This is a genomic window from Microbacterium sp. BDGP8 (assembly GCF_029991045.1).
Taxonomy (GTDB): domain Bacteria; phylum Actinomycetota; class Actinomycetes; order Actinomycetales; family Microbacteriaceae; genus Microbacterium; species Microbacterium plantarum.
In genome coordinates, this window is sequence record NZ_CP120712.1 from 850,543 (window position 1) to 869,690 (window position 19,148).

The 19,148-nt window shown below is 70.4% G+C and carries 16 protein-coding genes; 12 read left to right on the forward strand and 4 right to left on the reverse strand.

The genetic code is table 11. The features are described from left to right. The first annotated feature begins 75 nt into the window (after window positions 1-75). From P6897_RS04035 to P6897_RS04065, 7 genes are read left to right on the forward strand one after another with little or no spacing between them, the layout of a single operon-like run. Window positions 76-1,803: an ABC transporter ATP-binding protein gene (locus P6897_RS04035; protein WP_282502172.1), complete on the forward strand. Its 1,728-nt coding sequence runs from the start codon at window positions 76-78 to the stop codon at window positions 1,801-1,803. Further along, window positions 1,800-3,857: an ABC transporter ATP-binding protein gene (locus tag P6897_RS04040; protein WP_274178510.1), complete on the forward strand. Its 2,058-nt coding sequence runs from the start codon at window positions 1,800-1,802 to the stop codon at window positions 3,855-3,857. Before P6897_RS04035 ends, P6897_RS04040 begins: the two co-directional genes overlap by 4 nt. 43 nt (window positions 3,858-3,900) lie before the next feature. Further along, window positions 3,901-4,746, forward strand: a complete 846-nt coding sequence (locus tag P6897_RS04045) for a DUF2510 domain-containing protein (RefSeq protein WP_258524636.1) — start codon at window positions 3,901-3,903, stop codon at window positions 4,744-4,746. Then, window positions 4,746-5,582: a sulfite exporter TauE/SafE family protein gene (locus P6897_RS04050; RefSeq protein ID WP_282502548.1), complete on the forward strand. Its 837-nt coding sequence runs from the start codon at window positions 4,746-4,748 to the stop codon at window positions 5,580-5,582. Before P6897_RS04045 ends, P6897_RS04050 begins: the two co-directional genes overlap by 1 nt. A gap of 9 nt (window positions 5,583-5,591) precedes the next feature. Further along, entirely contained in the window at window positions 5,592-6,041 is a 450-nt protein-coding gene (locus P6897_RS04055; protein WP_274178511.1) for a MaoC family dehydratase N-terminal domain-containing protein, read from the forward strand. After that, a complete protein-coding gene (locus P6897_RS04060) occupies window positions 6,038-6,445 on the forward strand; it encodes a MaoC/PaaZ C-terminal domain-containing protein (protein ID WP_282502173.1) in 408 nt (135 codons plus the stop codon). Before P6897_RS04055 ends, P6897_RS04060 begins: the two co-directional genes overlap by 4 nt. Window positions 6,446-6,447: 2 nt before the next feature. Beyond that, window positions 6,448-7,584 carry a UDP-N-acetylmuramate dehydrogenase gene (locus P6897_RS04065; protein WP_282502174.1) on the forward strand — a complete coding sequence of 379 codons (1,137 nt, stop codon included), beginning with the start codon at window positions 6,448-6,450 and terminating at the stop codon, window positions 7,582-7,584. Window positions 7,585-7,686: 102 nt separating this feature from the next. On the opposite strand, the gene P6897_RS04070 is transcribed toward P6897_RS04065, so the two are convergent. Both P6897_RS04070 and P6897_RS04075 read right to left on the reverse strand, forming a co-directional pair. Continuing rightward, window positions 7,687-8,574, reverse strand: a complete 888-nt coding sequence (locus P6897_RS04070; RefSeq protein ID WP_269267407.1) for a DUF559 domain-containing protein — start codon at window positions 8,572-8,574, stop codon at window positions 7,687-7,689. Between the two features lie 193 nt (window positions 8,575-8,767). Further along, window positions 8,768-9,967: a pyridoxal phosphate-dependent aminotransferase gene (locus tag P6897_RS04075; protein WP_274178513.1), complete on the reverse strand. Its 1,200-nt coding sequence runs from the start codon at window positions 9,965-9,967 to the stop codon at window positions 8,768-8,770. Window positions 9,968-10,061: 94 nt separating this feature from the next. On the opposite strand from P6897_RS04075, the gene P6897_RS04080 reads away from it, so the two are divergent. Genes P6897_RS04080 through P6897_RS04095 form a run of 4 tightly spaced genes read left to right on the forward strand, consistent with a single transcriptional unit; the run spans window position 10,062 to window position 13,654 of the window. Beyond that, a complete protein-coding gene (locus P6897_RS04080) occupies window positions 10,062-10,958 on the forward strand; it encodes an ABC transporter ATP-binding protein (protein ID WP_282502176.1) in 897 nt (298 codons plus the stop codon). Beyond that, a complete protein-coding gene (locus P6897_RS04085) occupies window positions 10,955-11,830 on the forward strand; it encodes an ABC transporter permease (protein WP_282502178.1) in 876 nt (291 codons plus the stop codon). The genes P6897_RS04080 and P6897_RS04085 overlap by 4 nt, the downstream gene beginning before the upstream one ends. A 16-nt stretch (window positions 11,831-11,846) precedes the next feature. After that, entirely contained in the window at window positions 11,847-13,022 is a 1,176-nt protein-coding gene (locus P6897_RS04090; protein ID WP_274178516.1) for a sensor histidine kinase, read from the forward strand. Continuing rightward, the gene (locus P6897_RS04095; protein WP_112616828.1) at window positions 13,019-13,654 is read left to right on the forward strand and encodes a response regulator transcription factor; all 636 of its coding nucleotides are present in this window, start codon (window positions 13,019-13,021) and stop codon (window positions 13,652-13,654) included. Before P6897_RS04090 ends, P6897_RS04095 begins: the two co-directional genes overlap by 4 nt. An 873-nt stretch (window positions 13,655-14,527) precedes the next feature. Here P6897_RS04095 and aceB read toward each other — a convergent pair. Both aceB and aceA read right to left on the reverse strand, forming a co-directional pair. Beyond that, window positions 14,528-16,090 (reverse strand): malate synthase A, encoded by a 1,563-nt coding sequence (aceB, locus tag P6897_RS04100; protein WP_282502549.1) that lies wholly within the window; start codon window positions 16,088-16,090, stop codon window positions 14,528-14,530. Window positions 16,091-16,215: 125 nt separating this feature from the next. After that, window positions 16,216-17,523: an isocitrate lyase gene (gene aceA / locus P6897_RS04105; RefSeq protein WP_114588110.1), complete on the reverse strand. Its 1,308-nt coding sequence runs from the start codon at window positions 17,521-17,523 to the stop codon at window positions 16,216-16,218. A 185-nt stretch (window positions 17,524-17,708) separates the two neighbouring features. Here aceA and P6897_RS04110 point away from each other — a divergent pair, with 185 nt between their 5' ends. Beyond that, complete coding sequence (locus tag P6897_RS04110; protein ID WP_282502550.1) at window positions 17,709-19,139, forward strand: helix-turn-helix domain-containing protein; 1,431 nt, start codon at window positions 17,709-17,711, stop codon at window positions 19,137-19,139. The last annotated feature ends 9 nt before the right edge of the window (window positions 19,140-19,148 follow it).

The window sequence follows — 19,148 nt, forward strand, 5'->3', positions numbered from 1 at the left end:
GAGGATCCACGGTCGTTCGCGTGTCGGAGCCCGGCGCTACCATGAACCGTCCGGTCGACTCGCTCAAGGAGACCCATGCTCGGCAAGCTCCTGTTCCGCTATCTGCGCACCTATCGGTGGCTGCTCCTGGGCGTGCTGGTGTTCCAGTTCGGCTCGGCGATGGCCTCGCTCTATCTGCCTCGACTGAACGCGGACATCATCGACAACGGCGTCGCCCGAGGCGACACCGCCTACATCTGGTCGCGCGGGGCCATCATGCTGGTCATCGCGCTCGGGCAGATCGTCGCGTCGGTCATCGCGACGCTGTGCGCTGCCCGTGCCGCGATGGCCGCGGGACGCGACATCCGACGCGACGTCTTCGAGAAGGTCAGCGGCTTCTCCGAGCGCGAGGTGTCGCGCTTCGGTCCGGGCACGCTCATCACCCGCAACACGAACGACGTGCAGCAGGCGCAGATGCTCGCGATGATGGGCGCCACGATGCTCGTCACAGCTCCGATGCTCGCGATCGGCGGCGTCATCATGGCGCTGCAGCAGGATGTCGGGCTCAGTTGGCTGATCGGGGTCGCTGTGCCGCTCCTGCTCGTGGTCGCCGGGCTCATCATCGGCCGCATGGTGCCGCTGTTCCGCCAGTTCCAGACCCGGCTCGACAACGTCAACCGCATCATGCGCGAGCAGCTGACCGGCGTCCGGGTCGTGCGGGCGTTCGTCCGCGAGCGCATCGAAGAGCAGCGATTCCGCGGTGCCAACACCGACATCATGATCGTCGGGCGCAAGGTCGGGTCGCTGTTCGTGCTGATGTTCCCGCTGGCGATGCTGGTGCTCAACGTCACGGTCGTCGGCGTGATCTGGTTCGGCGGCATCCAGGTCGATCAGGGCAACGTGCAGATCGGCACGCTGTTCGCGTTCATGCAGTACGTCGGCCAGATCCTGATGGGCGTGCTCATGGCGACGTTCATGACGATCATGATCCCGCGCGCCGCGGTCTCCGCCGACCGGATCGGCGAGGTGCTCTCCTCTCAGGATGCGCTCGAGCGTCCCGCCTCGCCCGTGCGGGAGTTCCCCGAGCCCGGCGCCATCGTGTTCGACGACGTCGCGTTCACGTACCCGGGCGCCGAGACGCCGGTGCTGCAGGGCATCTCGTTCCGCGCGGATCCCGGCGAGACGGTCGCCGTCGTCGGGTCGACGGGGTCGGGCAAGACCACGCTCGTCTCGCTCATACCCCGGCTGTTCGACGTCACCGGGGGATCGGTGACGGTCGCCGGCGTCGACGTGCGCGAGGCCGACCTCGACCTGCTCTGGAGCGGCATCGGCTACGTCCCTCAGCGCGCGTTCCTGTTCACCGGCACGGTCGCGTCGAACCTCCGGTTCGGGCGGGAGGACGCGACCGACGACGAACTGTGGAAGGCACTCGAGATCGCGCAGGGGCGCGACTTCGTCGCGGAGATGGAGGGAGGCCTCGAAGCGCGCATCGCGCAAGGCGGCACCAATGTCTCGGGAGGGCAACGCCAGCGGCTCGCCATCGCACGAGCGATCGTGCGGCGCCCCGACGTCCTGGTCTTCGACGACTCGTTCTCCGCGCTCGACCTCACCACGGACGCGCGACTGCGCGAAGCGCTGTGGCGCGAACTGCCGGAGGTCACGAAGATCGTCGTCGCACAGCGGATCTCCACGGTGACCGGTGCCGACCGCATCCTCGTGCTCGACGACGGCCGGATGGCGGGTCTCGGTACGCACGAAGAACTCCTCGAGTCCAACGAGACGTATCGCGAGATCGTCGAATCGCAGCTGGGAGTGGACGCATGAGCGCCGAGAACCTCACCGACGAGGAGCGCGCCGAGCTCGAGCTCGCGGAACAGGCTCGTCAGAACTCCGGCAGCTGGGACAGTGTCGCTCCCGGCAAGGCGGCGAAGTTCGGGCCGAGCTTCCTGCGGATGATCGGTCTGCTGCGCCCCTATGCCCTCGTGTTCGGTCTCATGACGGTTCTCGGTGCGGTCGGCGTGGTTCTCGCCGTCCTCGCCCCGCGCGTGCTCGGCGATGCCACCAACCTCATCTTCGAGGGCGTCGTCTCCGCGAACCTCGGCTCGCAATTCCCCCCGGGTACGAGCCAGGAGGACGTCGTCGCGGCGCTCAACGCCGCAGGGCAGACGGATGTCGCCAACATCGTCGGGGCGATGCAGAACTTCCAGGTGGGCGCGGGCGTCGACTTCGACCGGCTGAAGTGGGTGGTCGTCACCGTCCTCGCGATCTACGTCGGCTCCGCCGTGCTGACCTGGCTGCAGGGCTTCGTGATCAACATCATCATGGTGCGGACGATGTGGCGTCTGCGCGAGTCGGTCGAGGCGAAGATCAACCGGCTGCCGTTGTCGTACTTCGACCGGGTCCAGCGCGGCGAGCTGATCTCGCGGGTCACGAACGACATCGACAACATCACGCAGACGATGCAGCAGTCCCTCTCGACCGCGCTCACGAGCGTGCTGACGGTGGTCGGCGTGCTGTTCATGATGTTCTCGATCTCGTGGCAGCTGGCGCTCGTGGCGCTCGTCTCGCTGCCGCTCATGGCCGTGATCTTCGGTGTCATCGGGCCGCGGTCGCAGAAGGCCTTCGCGGTGCAGTGGCGCAAGGTCGGCCGGTTGAACGCTCGTGTCGAGGAGTCGTTCTCGGGGCACGCCCTCGTCCGCGTGTACGGTCGCGAACGAGACGCCCGCGAGAAGTTCGAGGCCGAGAACGACGAGCTCTTCGAAGCGGCCTTCAAGGCGCAGTTCCTCTCGGGCCTCATCATGCCGGGCATGACCTTCATCGGGAACCTCACGTACGTCGGCATCGCGGTCCTCGGCGGTCTGATGGTCGCCTCGGGCCAGCTGCGACTCGGCGACGTGCAGGCGTTCATCCAGTACTCGCAGCAGTTCACCCAGCCGCTGTCTGAGCTCGGCGGCATGGCCGCCGTCGTGCAGTCGGGCACGGCTTCCGCTGAGCGGGTGTTCGAGCTCCTCGACGAGGACGAGCAGGACCCCGACGCTCCCGATGTCGAGCCGGCGCGCGGAGGCCGCGGCGTGATCGAGTTCGAGCATGTCCGCTTCGCCTATTCTCCCGAGAAGCCCCTCATCACCGACCTGACCTTCCGCGTCGAGCCGGGCCAGACGGTCGCCATCGTCGGTCCGACCGGGGCCGGCAAGACCACGCTCGTCAATCTCCTCATGCGTTTCTACGAGCTCGACGGCGGCCGTATCCTCCTCGACGGTCAGGACATCTCCGAGCTGTCCCGAGACGACGTGCGCTCGCGCACCGGGATGGTGCTGCAAGACCCCTGGCTCTTCGCCGGCACGATCCGCGACAACATCCGCTACGGCCGCGAGAGCGCGACCGACGACGAGATCGTCGAGGCGGCGATCGCGACGCGTGTCGACCGCTTCGTGCATTCGCTGCCCGACGGGTACGACACCGTCCTCGACGAGGATGCCGCGAACGTCTCGGCCGGCGAGAAGCAGCTCATCACGATCGCGCGCGCGTTCGTGGCGCAGCCCGCGGTGCTCATCCTCGACGAGGCGACGAGCTCCGTCGACACCCGAACCGAGCTGCTGCTGCAGCAGGCCATGTCGGCGCTGCGCGAGGGGCGGACCTCCTTCGTCATCGCGCATCGGCTGTCGACGATTCGCGATGCCGACCTCATCCTCGTGATGGAGCACGGCGACATCGTCGAGAAGGGCTCGCACGACGAGCTGATCGCGGCTCAGGGCGCCTACTGGCGTCTGTACCAATCGCAGTTCGAGCAGGCGGCGACGGAGCAGCCGGATTCGGTCGCCGAGCTCGGCGCGGCCGATGATGCCGCGGGCGGCCGGCCGGTCTCGGCCGATCGGTAGTCTGAACGAGGCGGATCTGCGCCCGACGCGAGAGAAGGCAGAGTTGAGCGGTTCGACGCCTCCGGGCTGGTACGACGACGGGCACGGCGCACTGCGATGGTGGGACGGCTCGCGGTGGACCGAGCACACACACGCCCCCGTCGAGCCCGAGCCGGAGGCCGAGTCTCAGCCCGAAGAACCGCCGGCCGTGACGGAGGCCTCCCTCGCCGAGAGCCAGCACGGGGTCGCGGCATCCGACACGGCGTCGCCGACCGACGCGCTGCCGCCGATCCCGCCGTCGCCGGGAGGGTTCGCGCCGGTGTATCCCGGCGCGCATCCGTCGATCGCGACAGCGGCCGTGACCGGCGCCGTCGGCGAAACCGACGCAGCGCCTGCGCGCCGTTCCCGGCTCTGGATCGTCTTCGTCGCGCTCGGCGTCGTCCTCGTCGGGCTCGTCGTCCTCGCCGCCGTGTTCATTCCGCGCTTCATCGTGGGGATCCTGGATCCGAGCAGCGATCGCCCCGGTGCGACTGCGGTCCAGGGGGCCGATCTGCGGGCGGCCGAAGACATCGTCGACGCGTACGACGACGCATGGGACGAGATGGACTGCGCGGCCTACCAGGCCATCCTGACTCCCGAGTTCCTCGCGAGCGGCGGGCTGTCCGACTGCGCGGACTTCGCCCAGGCGGCCCGCGAGTTCAACAACTCGGTCGAGGACTACGAGGTGAGCTTCATCTCGACGACCCGAGAAGGAGACACCATCTACGTGGAAACCGTCGAGACCTTCACGCAGACGGCGGACGCCGCCGGTGCTCCGCTCGAGAACCCCGTTCCCGCGAGCTTCTCAGCGCTTTACACGCTCGTTCCGGGTGGCTCCGGCTGGCTCATCGACGATTACGTCGAGCAGTGATGGTCGAGCGTGGTGCGCGCCGGAGCTCGCGGTTCTATCTGGCGTGTGCCGGGGTCGGGCTCGCGGCCGGCCTATTGTCGGGACTGTTCGGCGTCGGCGGCGGAACGGTCATCGTCCCGCTCCTGGTGCTGCTGCTCGGATTCGACCAGCGGCTGGCTGCCGGAACCTCCCTCGCCGCGATCGTCCCCACGGCCTCGGTCGGCGTCATCTCCTACGCCCTCACCGGATCCGTCGCCTGGGTCCCGGCCATCATCCTCGCCGCGGGTGCCGTGATCGGCGCACAGATCGGCAGCTGGCTGCTGGCCAAGATCCCGCAGAACGCGCTGCGGTGGGGCTTCGTCGGGTTCCTCGTCGTGGTCATCGTGATGCTCTTCATCGTGGTGCCCTCGCGTGACGCGGTACTCGAGCTGAACTGGGGCGTCGGTATCGGGCTCGCCGGGCTCGGGCTGTTCACGGGGATCATGGCCGGCCTGCTCGGTGTGGGCGGAGGCGTGATCGTCGTTCCGGCGCTGATGTTCCTCTTCGGCACGAGCGACCTCATCGCGAAGGGCACCTCGCTCCTGATGATGATCCCGACCGCGATCTCGGGAACCGTCGGCAACGCTCGGCGACGCAACGTCGACCTCGTCGCGGCCCTCGTCGTCGGGCTCGCCGCGTGTACAACCACGGCGCTGGGGGCGTGGATCGCGACGCTGCTGAACCCGCTGACGGCCAACATCCTCTTCGCCGTGTTCCTCACCTTCATCGCGTCGCAGATGGCGATCCGCGCCGTGAAGGCGCACCGGGCGGCACGCGCGACGAAGCGGGCCGCGCAGCCGTCGGGGGGCCACCGGTAGAATCGGACGGTGTCCGTGAACCCCGATCTGGTCGACCGCGCCTTCGCGCCGACCGCCCCGTACCTCGTGGGTCGCGAAAAGGTGCGCGAGTTCGCCCGCGCCGTCTTCGCGACCGATCCGCAGCACACCGACCCCGAAGCGGCACGTGCGCTGGGTTACACCGACGTGGTCGCTCCGCCGACTTTCGCCATGGTGATCCAGGACCTCACGCTGCAGCAGCTCCTGGGCGAGGCCGACTCGGGCATCGCCCTCGAGCGGACGGTGCACGCCGAGCAGCGATTCCGCTACACGCGCCCGATCGTCGCGGGCGATGAGCTCACCGCGCAGCTCACCGTCACCGGCATCCGTGCCTTCGGCAAGGGGGCGATGGTGACGAGCGAGGCGGATATCCGCGACGTCGCCGGTGACCACGTCGTGACCGCCGTCTCCGTGCTGCTGGTCGGGGGAGAGGACGCATGAGCGATCTGACTGTCGGGTCCGTCGTCGCCGAACGCACCGTCGAGCTCACGCGCGAGTCGCTCGTACGGTATGCCGGGGCATCGGGCGACTTCAATCCCATCCACTACCGCGACGACGTCGCGGCACGCGTCGGCCTGCCCGGTGTGCTCGCCCACGGAATGCTGACGATGGGGCTGGCCGTCGAGACGATCGTGGAGTGGCTCGGCGACAGCGGCCGCATCGTCGAGTACGGCGTGCGTTTCACCCGCCCTGTCGTCGTCGATGCTGAGACCGGCGCGACTCTCACCGTCGTCGCGATGGTGGGCGCCGTCGATGAGGGCGTCGCACGCATCGACCTGACCGTCAGCCACGACGGCACCGTCGTGCTCGGCAAGGCGCAAGTGCGCGTGCGCACCGCAGAGTGACCGTGGCCGAGATCGAACCGCGACCCCTCGCGGAGCTGACCACGCTGCGCGCGGGCGCCGTGCCCGACCGCCTGGTCGAGGTGCGCACGGCGGACGAGCTCGTCGCCACGATGCGCGAGCTGTGGACGGCCGGTGAGCCCTGGCTGGTCGTCGGAGGCGGGTCGAACCTGCTGGTGGGTGACGAGCCGTTCGACGGCACCGTCGTCGCCGTGCGCACGACCGGGATCGAAGAGCTGCCGTCGCCGCATCCCGGGCGCGCGCGTCTGAAGGTGCAGGCCGGTCACTCGTGGGACGACCTCGTCGAGTACGCCGTCGCGGCCGGTCTCGGCGGGATCGCCGCGATGTCGGGCATTCCGGGCACCGCGGGGGCAGCTCCCGTTCAGAACATCGGCGCCTACGGTCAGGAGGTCGTGCAGACCCTCGTCGAGGTCGAGCTGCTCGACGAGTCGACCGGCGAGGTCAGTGTCGTGCCGGCATCCGAGCTGGGCCTCGGCTTCCGCACCTCGGTGCTGAAGCATCACCACGGATCGGTCGCGGCGCGTTCCGCGGTCATCCTGTCGATCACGCTCGAGCTCGACCGCGTCGGGCACGGCGAATTCGCGATCAGCGGGCCGCAGCTGCGCGGCGCCCTGGGGCTCGACCCGGAGGCGACGGTGTCGCTGCGCTGGGTGCGCGAGACCGTGCTGTCCGTACGGGCCAGCAAGGGGATGGTGCTCGACGACGCCGACCCCGACACGTGGAGCGCCGGGTCGTTCTTCCAGAACGCCGTGGTGACCGCCGCCTTCGCTCGGACGCTGCCCGACGCCTGCCCGCGCTGGCCGGTGGCACCCGACCCAGTGACCGACCGGGTGATCCCGTTGAACGAGTACTACGGCGTCTCGCCGACGGGTGAGGTGGCCGAGCCGGACGTCAAGGTGAGCGCGGCCTGGCTCATCGAGCACGCCGGTATCGGCAAGGGTTTCTCGCTGCCCGGATCGCGAGCCGGCCTGTCGACCAAGCACGCCCTCGCGCTCACCAACCGCGGGGGAGCGACGGCCGAGGAGCTCGCCGCACTCGCGCGGTTCGTCCAGCAGCGCGTGCAGGCGGAGTTCGGCCTCATCCTGCAGCCCGAGCCCGTCCTCGTCGGCGTCGAGCTCTAACCCGGTTCCTCAGCCGTCGACTCGCCAGAGAACGCGGATGGGCGGGCGTCGGCATCCGCAATTCCTGGCGACTCGACGGCGTGGGTTGGGGGTGGGCGCGGGTCAGCGGGCTGACAGCAGACGGCGGATGCGGCGGACGAGGGCACCGGGGTCATCGAAGTCTCGGGCCGTCACGACCGTGACGCGGTAGCCGAGCGACTCGAGCTCGGCGCGTCGTGACTGATCCCGGCTCCACTGCGAGGAATCGCGATGGTAGTCGCCGTCGTACTCGAGGACGAGCCGGGCATCGCGGTACAGCAGATCCACCCGCGCGACGAAGCGCCACCCGTCGCGGATGACCACGTTCGTCTCGGGGCGGGGGAGTCCGGCCCGCACGAGCAGAACCCGCAGCTCCGACTCGCGCGGCGACTCCGCGCCGTCGTCGAGCAGGGTCAGGGCCTCAGCGCGCCGCACTGCGCCGCGGCTGCGGCCCGCCCTCGCGTGAGCGAGCCCCAGAGCGTCGATCGTCGTGCGCGGCCCACGTCGGCTGATCAGTGCGTCACCCGCGGCCACGAGGGCGCCCAGCGAGACCGCGCCGGCGAGGTCGACCCACGTACGCTCGATGGTCGTGAGGCGGATGCCGTCCACGCAGGCGATGTCGTCCGGACGCACAGCCAGCGCGCGGCCGACCACCTCGGGGCGGCGGACCCGGTTGGCCGGGAGAGCGACGGCGAGGTGCGGGCGGGCCGCCGCGGCGTCTCGGAGGACCGCGGGTAACGGCATCCGGTGCACCGCAGCGGCGGTGGGCCCGCAGAAGAAGGCATGACCGGGTACTCGCTCGCCGATCAGCCGGAGCATGTCGAGGTCGTTCAGAGGCCCGCGCGCCCGCGTGCCGTGGAGGGGGCTCGTCAGATCACGAGCCCGCAGTCGACCCGCGGTGACGCCGTGTTCCCGGGCCGTCTCGGTGACGAAGCCCGTCGGGAGTTCGGCGGGCAGCGGAGTGCGTCGCATGCCGCCAGCATCCGTCGCCTGCCCTTGGTGCCGAGGCCCCCGCCCGCCGTTTCGGGAGAACTCCCGCCCCGCCGCCCATGTGCAGGACCCAACACCCATCCCGTCGACTCGCCACAAACGGCGGGTGCGAGCGCGTCAGGACCCGCCGTTTCTGGCGAGTCGACGGGGTGGGAGGGGGAGGGAGAAGGAGGGGTTAGGAGAAGAGGCGCTGGAGGCGCTGGATGCCCTCGAGCAGCTGCTCGTCACCGAGCGCGTACGACAGGCGCAGGTAGCCCGAGGGGCCGAAAGCCTCGCCAGGCACGACGGCGACCTCGGCCTGCTCGAGGATCAGGTCGGCGAGCTCGAGGCTCGTGTTCGCCTCGGCGCCGCCCCAGGAGCGTCCGAGGAGTCCGGTGACGTCGGGGTAGACGTAGAACGCCCCGAGGGGGTTGGGGACCTCGACGCCGGGGATCCTCGCGAGCTCCTCGACGATGAGCCGGCGCCGACGGTCGAAGGCCAAGCGCATCTCCTCGGCCTCGGTCTGCGGGCCGGTGAGTGCGGCGAGAGCCGCGCGCTGCGCGACGTTGTTGACGTTGGAGCTGAGGTGCGACTGCAGGTTTCCGGCGAGCTTCATGGCGTCGGCGGGGCCGACCATCCAGCCCACGCGCCATCCGGTCATGGCGTAGGTCTTGGCGACGCCGTTGACCAGGATCGTCTGACCCGCGAGCTCGGGTACGGCCTCGACGATCGAGACCGCGCGGGCGCCTTCGTAGACGAGGTTCTGGTAGATCTCGTCGCTGATGACCCAGATGCCGTGCTCGAGAGCCCACTGGCCGATCGCCGCGGTCTCCTCGGGCGTGTACACCGACCCCGTCGGGTTGGAGGGCGAGACGAAGACGAGCACGGTGGTGCGCTCGGTGCGCGCGGCCTCGAGCTGCTCGACGGTGACCTTGTACTCCTGGTCTGCGCCGGCGAAGACCTCGACCGGGATGCCGTCGGCCAGGGCGATCGCTTCGGGATAGGTGGTCCAGTACGGCGCGGGCAGCAGCACCTCGTCGCCGGGGTTCACGACCGTCTGGAAGGCCTGGTACACCGACTGCTTGCCGCCGTTGGTCACGATGACCTGCGAGGGCTGGACCTCGAGGCCCGAGTCGCGCAGCGTCTTGGCGGCGATCGCCTCGCGCAGCACGGGGAGGCCGGCGGCGGGGGTGTACCGGTAGTTGGCCGGGTCGGCGAGGGCGTGCTGAGCGGCCTCGACGATGAACTGCGGCGTCGAGAAGTCGGGCTCGCCCGCGGCGTACGAGATGACCGGCCGGCCGGCGGCCTGCAGGGCCTTGGCCTTGGCGTCGACCTTGAGGGTCGCCGACTCGGCGATGGCGGAGAGCTTGCGGGACAGCGGTGCGCGTTCGGTCACCCTTCGAGAGTAGCGGCGTGGTCCACCGAATGGTGGACGGGGATCGACCGGATGACCTCTCCCGCGCCGGCGACGGAACCGGCACGCTGGAGGCATGACCACGAGAGCGAGCGCACCGACCGTCGTGCGCGGCCTGACCAAGAGATACGGCGACGTGACGGCCGTCGACGACGTGAGCTTCGAGGTGCCCGCCGGGGGCGTGTTCGCGTTCCTCGGGACGAATGGGGCCGGCAAGTCCACGACGATCAGCGCTCTCACGACTGTGATCGAGCCGGATGCGGGGCAGCTCGAGGTCGCCGGTCACGACGTGCGCTCCGACGGTGACGCCGTGCGCCGCGCGATCGGCGTCGTCTTCCAGGACTCGCTCCTCGATTCCGCCCTCACCGTGCGCGAGAACCTGACGGTGCGGGCGCGTCCGTACCTCGGCTCGACGGCGGCGATCCGCGACCGCATCGACCGCCTCGCCGAGATCATCGACCTGGGCGAGTTCATCGACCGTCGCTACGGCCGGCTCTCGGGCGGGCAGCGTCGCCGCGCCGACATCGCCCGCGCGCTGCTCCACGACCCGGAGATCGTCTTCCTCGACGAGCCGACGACGGGACTCGATCCCGCGAGCCGGCAGATGGTGTGGCGGACGATCCATGAGCTGCGCGAGCGCGCCGGTCTCACCGTGTTCCTCACGACGCATTACCTCGAGGAGACGGAAGAGGCCGACCAGGTCTGCATCATCGATCGCGGGCGGATCGTCGCCGACGGCACTCCGGCGCAGCTGCGTGCGCGTTACAGCTCCAGCATCCTGTCGCTCGTCACGGCCGACGGCGACGAGCGCATCGCGGTGGCGGATGCCGCCGAGGCCCGCCGCATCCTCGCCGAACGGGGCGACGCGGTGCTCGACTTCGAGTTCCGTCATGGCCGGATGGACGACGTCTTCCTCACCCTGACCGGGCAGGCGGCCACCGATGGGACGTCGACGGGGGAGGCGACACGATGAAGACCGTGCAGGCGTATGTCGGGCGCAACCTCCGACTGTTCTACCGAGACCCGCTCGGGGTCTTCTTCGCGCTCACCGGGGCCCTCGTTGTCTTCCTGCTCTACGCCCTGTTCCTCGGCCAGATGCAGGTGGACTCGCTCGCCACGACTCCGGGGTTCGATGCCGACGCCGCCCGCGACTTCGTCGACTCGTGGATGTTCGCCGGGGTCGTGGCCGTCGCCGCCGTCACGACGCCGCTCGGCGCGCTGTCGACGTTCGTCGAGGATGCCGCGTCCGGACGGTTCCGCGACTTCCTCGTCTCGCCGGTGCGCCGCGCGCAGCTCGTGCTCGGTTACCTCGGGTCGGCGTTCATCATCGGTTTGATCACCACGCTGATCGTGCTCGCCGTCGCGCTGGCCTACCTCGGGCTCACCGGGCGGACGCTCCCCGACGCCGGGCAGATCATCCGCATCGTGCTGTGGACCGTGCTCTCGGTGGCCGCCTACACGGCGCTCTGGGCGTTCGTGGTGTCGTTCCTTCGCACGAGCGGGTCGTACTCGGGACTGTCGACCCTCGTGGGAACCCTGACCGGCTTCGTCGCGGGTGCGTACATCCCCGTCGGCTCGTTCCCCGACGCCGTTCGGGATGCCGTCGGCGTGCTCCCGTTCGCGCAGTCGGCGATGCTCGTGCGGCGCGAGTTCGCCGCCGATCCACTCGATCGCCTCGCGGGCGGGGCGCCGGGCGCGGTCGAGGAGCTCAGCCGCATCTACGGGCTCGACCTGCAGGTGGGGTCGGCGACGGTCCCGGTCTGGGTCGCGGCGGTCGTGCTCGCTGTCGTGGCCGTGGCGTTCGCGGTGCTCGCGGCGGCCCGCATCCGCTCGCGCATCCGCTGAGGGGCAGGATGGGAGCGTGATCAGTCGCAGCTGGGTGGATGTCGCCGTCGGTGTCGTGCTCGCCCTCGGCGTGGGCATCCTCGCAGCCGCGGGAGAGACGGACCGGCTGCCGTGGGCGGTCGCGGGCCTGGTGCTCCTGCTCGCGGCGTATCTGATCGCGCGGCCCTCCGCCGGCGCGGAGGATCCCCGGCGCTTCGCGGTGTTCCTCGCCGTCGTGACGGTCTCGATCGCAGCGATGACGTTCGGCGAGGTCTCGCTCGCGACGATGCAGGTCATCGTGTATCCGCTGGTGTGGATCTTCGCTCCGTTGCGCCGTGATGGTGTCGTGGGATCGCTTTCGGTCGGCGCCGGGATGCTCGTCGGGTATGCCGGCGGCTTCGGTTTCGCTCCCGACGCGCTGCTGGAGGCAGCTGCCGTCGCGGTGCTCTCGGTTGCGTTCTCGATCGCGATGGGGTGGTGGATCTCAGCGATCGCCGCATACGGCACCGAGCGCGCGCGCCTGCTCGACGAGCTCTCCCGGGCGCAGCAGCAGGTCGAGGCGCTCAGCCGCGACAAGGGCGCGGCCGACGAGCGGGAGCATCTGGCCCGCGAGATCCACGACACCCTCGCGCAGACCCTCGCGGGAATCGTCATGCTCGCCGAACAGGCCGGGCGGCGTTCGCGCGCGGGGGATGCAGGCGGCGCCGCGACCGCGGTCGAGCGCCTCGAGGTGGCCGCTCGCGACGCGCTTGGCGAGGCCCGTGCGATCGTCGCGCGCACCGCCGCCGTCCCCGACGACCCCGTGCTCGGCGCTGCGGTGGAGCGGCTCGCCGAACGCTTCCGCGCCGACACCGGGCTCGAGATCTCCGTCGTCGACACGGCTTCCGGGGCCGATCGCGAGACGCAGGTCGTCGCGCTGCGCTGCCTGCAGGAGGCGCTGGCCAACGTGCGCAAGCACGCGGGAGCCGCGCGGGTCACGGTGGCGCTCACGCGCGAGGACGACGGCGCCCTGCGACTGGTCGTCGAGGACGACGGGCGCGGGTTCGACGTCTCGTCTCCGCGCACCGGGTACGGTCTCGACGGCATGAGCGAGCGAGTCGCACTCGCCGGGGGGAACCTCGAGATCACGGCCGTCGCGGGTTCGGGGACGACGCTCTCCGTTCGGCTGCCCGGGTCGCCTGTGCCGAGCGCTGGCGCGGCGGTGCGCGCATGATCCGTCTGCTCATCGTCGACGACCACCCGATCGTCCGGGCGGGGCTGGTCGGTCTGCTCGCCGACGAGCCCGGGTTCGAGGTGATCGCGGAGGCCGCCGACGGCGACGAGGCCGTCCGGCTCGCCACCGAGGCGCATCCCGACGTCATCCTCATGGACCTCCGGATGCCGGTGCTCGACGGCGTCGCAGCCACGGCTCGTATCGTGGCGGCGCGCGATGGGGCCGCGGGGCCGCGCGTGCTCATCCTCACGACCTACGAGAGCGACGACCAGATCCTCGCCGCCATCGAGGCCGGAGCCAGCGGCTATCTGCTGAAGGCGGCTCCACGCGAGGAGATCGTGGCGGGAATCCGGTCGGTCGCCGCCGGCCAGTCGGCTCTCTCGCCGGCCGTCGCGGTGCGTCTGGTGGAACGGATGCGGCAGCCCGAGCCGGCGGCATCCGCTCTCACTCCGCGCGAGACGGACGTGCTGCGCCTCGTCGCCGCGGGGCACGGCAACAGGCAGATCGCGGTGCAGCTCGGGATCGGCGAGTCGACCGTCAAGACGCACCTGTTGCGGGTCTACGACAAGCTCGGCGTCGACAGCCGAACCCGCGCCGTGACCCTGGCCCTCGAGCGCGGCCTGCTTCCCTGACCCGAAGCCCTCGTTATGGGGTCGTCACGTGCGGGAGCGGGCGCTGTCGTAGCGTGGGAGGGAACGGAAGCAACAGGGCAGGGGAGGGCAGCGGGGATGCGGATGCGGGTGGCGCTGGCCACGGGCTCGGCCACGGGCTCGGCCACGCTATTGCTTCTGGCGGGGTGCGCGTCGATCCCGCTCGGACCGCCGCCTGTCCGCGAGGTGGCGACCGTGTCCGACACGATGTCGTGCCCGGACCCGATCCTCAATCCGCTTCCCGGCGCCGGTCTCGTTCCTGAGGACTTCGAGGTCATCGCGGTGCTGGAGTGCGCCAACGGCGTGACGCGCGAGGATGCCGACGGCGTCATCGCCGGCAACGAAGTGCGGCGCTACGAGGGCGACCTCACGGAATTCCTCGACGCGATGGCGGCGCCCAGCGATCCTGGGCCGGCAGCGGTGTGCCCCGCCGTCGGGTACGGGTTCCGCGCGATCTGGGCGACCGATGCGGCGGGACGCTTCGTGCCGATGTCGTTCCCCCTGACGGCGTGCGGCGGACCCAAGGAGGACGAACCTCTCGCCGCTCTGGCTCGGCTCGAAGTCGTCGACCGCACGTTCTCGGGGGCGGGGCGCGTCGAACTGCACGAGGCGACGGCGGCCGGCTGCGCGACGCGTGCGGGCGCGCACTGCTCCGAGACGGCATCCCGTTTCGTCGTCGTCCACCCGGACGTCACGGCCGCCGCGGGCGGCGCGCCTCTCACTGTGACCGTCGAGCTCGACGGCTGTCAGCGCATCGTCGGCACCGACTTCCGGACCCGCCCCGCCCCTCCGGCTCTGATCCCCCTCCTGCCCCCTGACCTCCCCCCAGCCCCGACGGGGGCTAGGGGAGGCGGCTCAGAGGTACTTCGCGTAGGCGGGGAGGGTCAGGAACGCGGGGAACTCGGAGCCGAGCGCGACCTCGCGGAACAGGGCCGCGGCATCGTCGAAGCGGGCGCCGTCGGGGCGCTCGACCTCGGCGATGACGTCGTCGACCAGTTCGTCGACCCAGGCGCGGGTGATCGGCGTGCCGTCATCCGTCGTGCGGTCCTGGTGGATCCACTGCCAGATCTGCGAGCGGCTGATCTCGGCTGTGGCGGCATCCTCCATCAGGTCATCGATCGCGACGGCGCCGATCCCGCGCAGCCAGGCCTCGAGGTAGCGCACGGCGACGGACACGTTCGCGCGCACACCGGCGGTCGTGATCGGCAGGCCGATGTGGCAGTCGATGAGTTCGGATGCTACGACCTCGACGTCGTCGCGCTGCCGGTCGAGCTGATTCGGGCGGTCGCCGAGCACGGCGTCGAACTCGGCGCGCGCGATCGGGATGAGGTCGGGGTGCGCGACCCACGTGCCGTCGAAACCGTCGCCGGCCTCGCGACGCTTGTCGGCGGCGACCTTTTCGAACGCGGCGCGCGTGACCTCGGGGTTCCGCCGGTTGGGGATGAAGGCGCTCATCCCGCCGATCGCGTGCGCGCCCCGGCGGTGGCAGGTCTTCACGAGCAGCTCGGTGTAGGCCCGCATGAACGGCACCGTCATCGTGACCGCGCTGCGGTCGGGCAGCACGAACCGGGCTCCGCGCCCGCGGTAGTTCTTGATCATCGAGAAGATGTAGTCCCACCGTCCGGCGTTCAGGCCCGCGCAGTGGTCGCGGAGAGCGAAGAGGATCTCGTCCATCTCGAACGCCGCCGGCAGCGTCTCGATCAGCACGGTCGCCCGGATGGTGCCGTGGGCCAGTCCGAGCCGGCGCTCCGTGAACGCGAAGACGTCGTCCCACAGCTGCGCCTCGGCGCTGGATTCGAGCTTGGCGAGGTAGAAGTACGGTCCCCGGCCGCTCTCGACGAGCCGGACGGCGTTGTGGAACGCATAGAGCCCGAAGTCGACGAGTGACCCGGATGCGTCGAGGATGCGCCCTGTGCGGTCGGTGTAGGCGAGGTGCTTCTCGGTGAGGTGCCAGCCGCGCGGGCGCATGACGATCGTCGGCGTGCGCTCGGCGGTGACGGTGTAGCGCCGCCCATCGGGACCGGTGTGCTCCAGCTCACCGCGGATCGCGTCGCGCAGCGACAGCTGCCCGCCGATGACGTTGCGCCAGGTTGGCGAGGTGGCGTCCTCCTGGTCGGCGAGCCACACGCGGGCGCCCGAATTCAGGGCGTTGATCGTCATCTTGGGATCGGTGGGTCCCGTGATCTCGACGCGGCGGTCCTCGAGGCCCGGGCCCGCACCCGCGACGCGCCACGAGTCGTCCTCGCGGATGTGCGCGGTGTCGCTGCGGAACGATGGGTCGGCCCCGTTGCCGATCTCGAAGCGGCGCCGCATCCGGTCGGCGAGGCGGTCGTGCCGTCGCCCCGCGAAGCGGTCGTGCAGCGCCGTGACGAAGTCGAGCGCGTCGGGCGTGAGGATCTCGTCGAAGCGCGGGTGCATCTCGCCGCGCACCTCGATCGCGGGTTCGTGCGTCTGCACGGGTACGGGCCCCGTCCAGGTGCGCCGCCGGCTCTGAGTCTCTGTGATGGTCATGGTCTCGTCTCCTGTGATCTGTGACGCTCGGGTCAGAACTGGGATGCCTCGGTCGATCCGGCCAGGGCGAGGGTGGCGCTGTCGGGGTTGAGCGCCGTCGAGAGGGCGTCGAAGTAGCCGGTGCCGGCTTCGCGCTGGTGGCGGGTGGCGGTGTAGCCGTGCGCCTCGGCGTCGAACTCCGCCTGTTGCAGCTCGACGTACGCGCTCATTGCACGGTCGGCGTAGCCACGGGCGAGGTCGAACATCGAGTGGTTGAGGGCGTGGAATCCGGCCAGGGTGATGAACTGGAACCGGTAGCCCAGCTCGGCCAGCTCCGCCTGGAACGTCGCGATCTGCGCGTCGCTGAGGTGCCGCTTCCAGTTGAAGCTCGGCGAGCAGTTGTACGCGAGCAGCTTGCCGGGATGCTCCGCGTGGACGGCTGCGGCGAACTCGCGGGCCAGCTCGATGTCGGGCTCGCCGGTCTCGACCCACAGCAGGTCTGCGTAGGGCGCGAACGCGAGGCCGCGCGCGATGACGGGGTCGATCCCGGCGCGGGTGCGGTAGAAGCCCTCGCTCGTGCGCTCGCCGGTGAGGAAGGGGCGGTCGCGCTCGTCGACGTCGCTCGTGATGAGGTCGGCGCCCAGCGCGTCGGTCCGCGCGATCACGATCGCAGGCACGCCCGCGACATCCCCGGCGAGCCGCGCGGCATTGAGCGTGCGGATGTGCTGAGCGGTCGGCACCAGCACCTTGCCGCCGAGGTGGCCGCACTTCTTCTCACTCGCGAGCTGATCCTCCCAGTGCGTGCCGGCGGCACCAGCGGCGATGAGGGATGCCGCGAGCTCGTAGGCGTTCAACGGACCGCCGAACCCCGCCTCGCCGTCGGCGACGATCGGGGCGAGCCAGTCGCGGGTGCGGCCGCCCTCGGCGTGCTCGATCTGGTCCTGTCGCAGCAGCGCGTTCGAGATGCGCCGCACGACGGCGGGCACGGAGTTGGCGGGATACAGGCTCTGGTCGGGGTATGTCTGCCCGGCGAGGTTCGCGTCGGCGGCGACCTGCCAGCCGGACAGGTAGATCGCCTTCAGGCCGGCGCGCACCTGCTGGACGGCCTGGCCGCCCGTGTAGGCCCCGAGGGCGCGGACGTACTCCTCGGTGTGGAGGAGGTTCCACAGCGACTCGGCACCCCGGCGGGCGAGGGTGGCCTCCTCACGGACGGAGCCACGCAGCCGGATGACGTCGTCTGCGCGGTACGTGCGCTCGATGCCGTCCCAGCGGGGGTCGGTCTGCCACAGCTCCTCGAGCTCGGCAGCGGTCTGAACCTGGTCGCCGGGCCGCAGCGGACCCGGAGCGGGAATCGTGGTCATCTCGGTCTCCTTCGTCAGAACGGGCGGCTCTGCCCGTCGTGGAGACCACTGTGGGCGAACTATCGGGCGCAGCACCGCCGGGTTCGAGGAGAAGATCGGCCGATCTTCTGCTTTCGTGACAGAATCCCGCCATGACGCGCAAGGACGCCGTCGCCGCCGCGGGCGTGGCGCTCGACGATGAGGACATGGACGCCTTCACGATCGGCCGGCGCATCCGGCAGATCCGCACCGGACGAGGGATGACCCTCGACGACCTCGCCGCTGCCGTCGGGCGTGCGCCGAGCCAGCTCTCGATGATCGAGAACGGTCGCCGCGAGCCGAAGCTCTCGCTCCTCCGCACGATCGCGCGCGCCCTCGGCACCTCGCTCGATGCGCTCCTCGAGTCCGAGGAGCTGGATCCCCGTGCCGCCCTGGAGATCGAGGTCGCCCGCGCGATGGCGGGGCCGACGTTCCGGAGCGCCGGGATCACGCCGTTCCGCATCCCGCGCGCCGTGCCCGACGAGGTGCTGCGCGCCCTTCTCACGCTGCAGGGCGAGATCGAGCGGCTGCACGACGAGCGCGCCGCGACCCCCGAAGAGGCGCGGCGCGCCAACGTCGCCCTGCGGCGCCTGATGCGGACCCAGAACAACTACTTCCCCGAGCTCGAGCAGCAGGCGCGGGAGCTGCTGGCGGCGGTCGGGCACCCGGGCGGGCCGTTGACGCAGCGCACCGCGAGCGACATCGCGGGGCATCTCGGCTTCAGCATCCATTACGTCGCGGATCTGCCGCAGACGACCAGAAGCGTCGCCGACCTCGCCCATGGGCGGCTGTACCTGTCGAGCCGCCTCGCCGCTGCGACCCCCGCCGATCCGCGGACCGCCGTGCTGCAGGCGCTGTCGAGCCGCATCCTCGGTCACACCGAGCCGGCCAGCTACGACGAGTTCCTCCGGCAGCGGGTGGAGACGAACTACCTGACCGGTGCGCTGCTGATCCCCGAGGCGGATGCTGCGCCCGCCCTGCGCGAGGCGAAGGAGCGGCGTGCGATCTCGATCGAAGACCTGCGCGATGCGTACTCGGTGTCGTACGAGACCGCCGCGCACCGCTTCACGAACCTCGCGACCGAGCACCTGGGCATCGCTGTGCACTTCCTCAAGGTTCACGAGTCGGGGACGATCACGAAGGCGTACGAGAACGACGACGTCGACTTCCCGACCGACCGCCTCGGCGCCATCGAGGGGCAGCTGTGCTGCCGGGAGTGGACGAGCCGCGCGGTCTTCGACGTCGATGACCGCTTCAACCCGTACTACCAGTACACCGACACCGGCAACGGGACCTATTGGTGCACGGCTCGCGTCGAGCATTCGAGCGAGGGCGCGCACTCGGTCAGCGTCGGCGTGCGGTTCGATGACACGAAGTGGTTCCTCGGGCGCGACACACCCCATCGCGGGGTGTCACGGCACTCGGTCGACGTGTGCTGCCGACGTGCGCCGGCCGACCTCGAGGAGCGGTGGCGTGCCGCCGCGTGGCCGAACGTGAAGACCCCGCGCACGCTGCTGGCGACTCTGCCGACCGGCGCCTTCCCGGGCGTCGACACGACTGATCTCTACGCGTTCCTGGAGGCACACGCCCCCTCCTGAAGCACCCCG

Coding starts and splice junctions, on each gene's coding strand:
- P6897_RS04035 (WP_282502172.1), top strand. CDS start 76: ATGCTCGGCAAGCTCCTGTTCCGCTATCTGCGCACCTATCGGTGGCTG.
- P6897_RS04040 (WP_274178510.1), top strand. CDS start 1,800: ATGAGCGCCGAGAACCTCACCGACGAGGAGCGCGCCGAGCTCGAGCTC.
- P6897_RS04050 (WP_282502548.1), top strand. CDS start 4,746: ATGGTCGAGCGTGGTGCGCGCCGGAGCTCGCGGTTCTATCTGGCGTGT.
- P6897_RS04060 (WP_282502173.1), top strand. CDS start 6,038: ATGAGCGATCTGACTGTCGGGTCCGTCGTCGCCGAACGCACCGTCGAG.
- P6897_RS04070 (WP_269267407.1), bottom strand. CDS start 8,574: ATGCGACGCACTCCGCTGCCCGCCGAACTCCCGACGGGCTTCGTCACC.
- P6897_RS04080 (WP_282502176.1), top strand. CDS start 10,062: ATGACCACGAGAGCGAGCGCACCGACCGTCGTGCGCGGCCTGACCAAG.
- P6897_RS04085 (WP_282502178.1), top strand. CDS start 10,955: ATGAAGACCGTGCAGGCGTATGTCGGGCGCAACCTCCGACTGTTCTAC.
- P6897_RS04095 (WP_112616828.1), top strand. CDS start 13,019: ATGATCCGTCTGCTCATCGTCGACGACCACCCGATCGTCCGGGCGGGG.
- aceB (WP_282502549.1), bottom strand. CDS start 16,090: ATGCACCCGCGCTTCGACGAGATCCTCACGCCCGACGCGCTCGACTTC.
- aceA (WP_114588110.1), bottom strand. CDS start 17,523: ATGACCACGATTCCCGCTCCGGGTCCGCTGCGGCCCGGCGACCAGGTT.
- P6897_RS04110 (WP_282502550.1), top strand. CDS start 17,709: ATGGACGCCTTCACGATCGGCCGGCGCATCCGGCAGATCCGCACCGGA.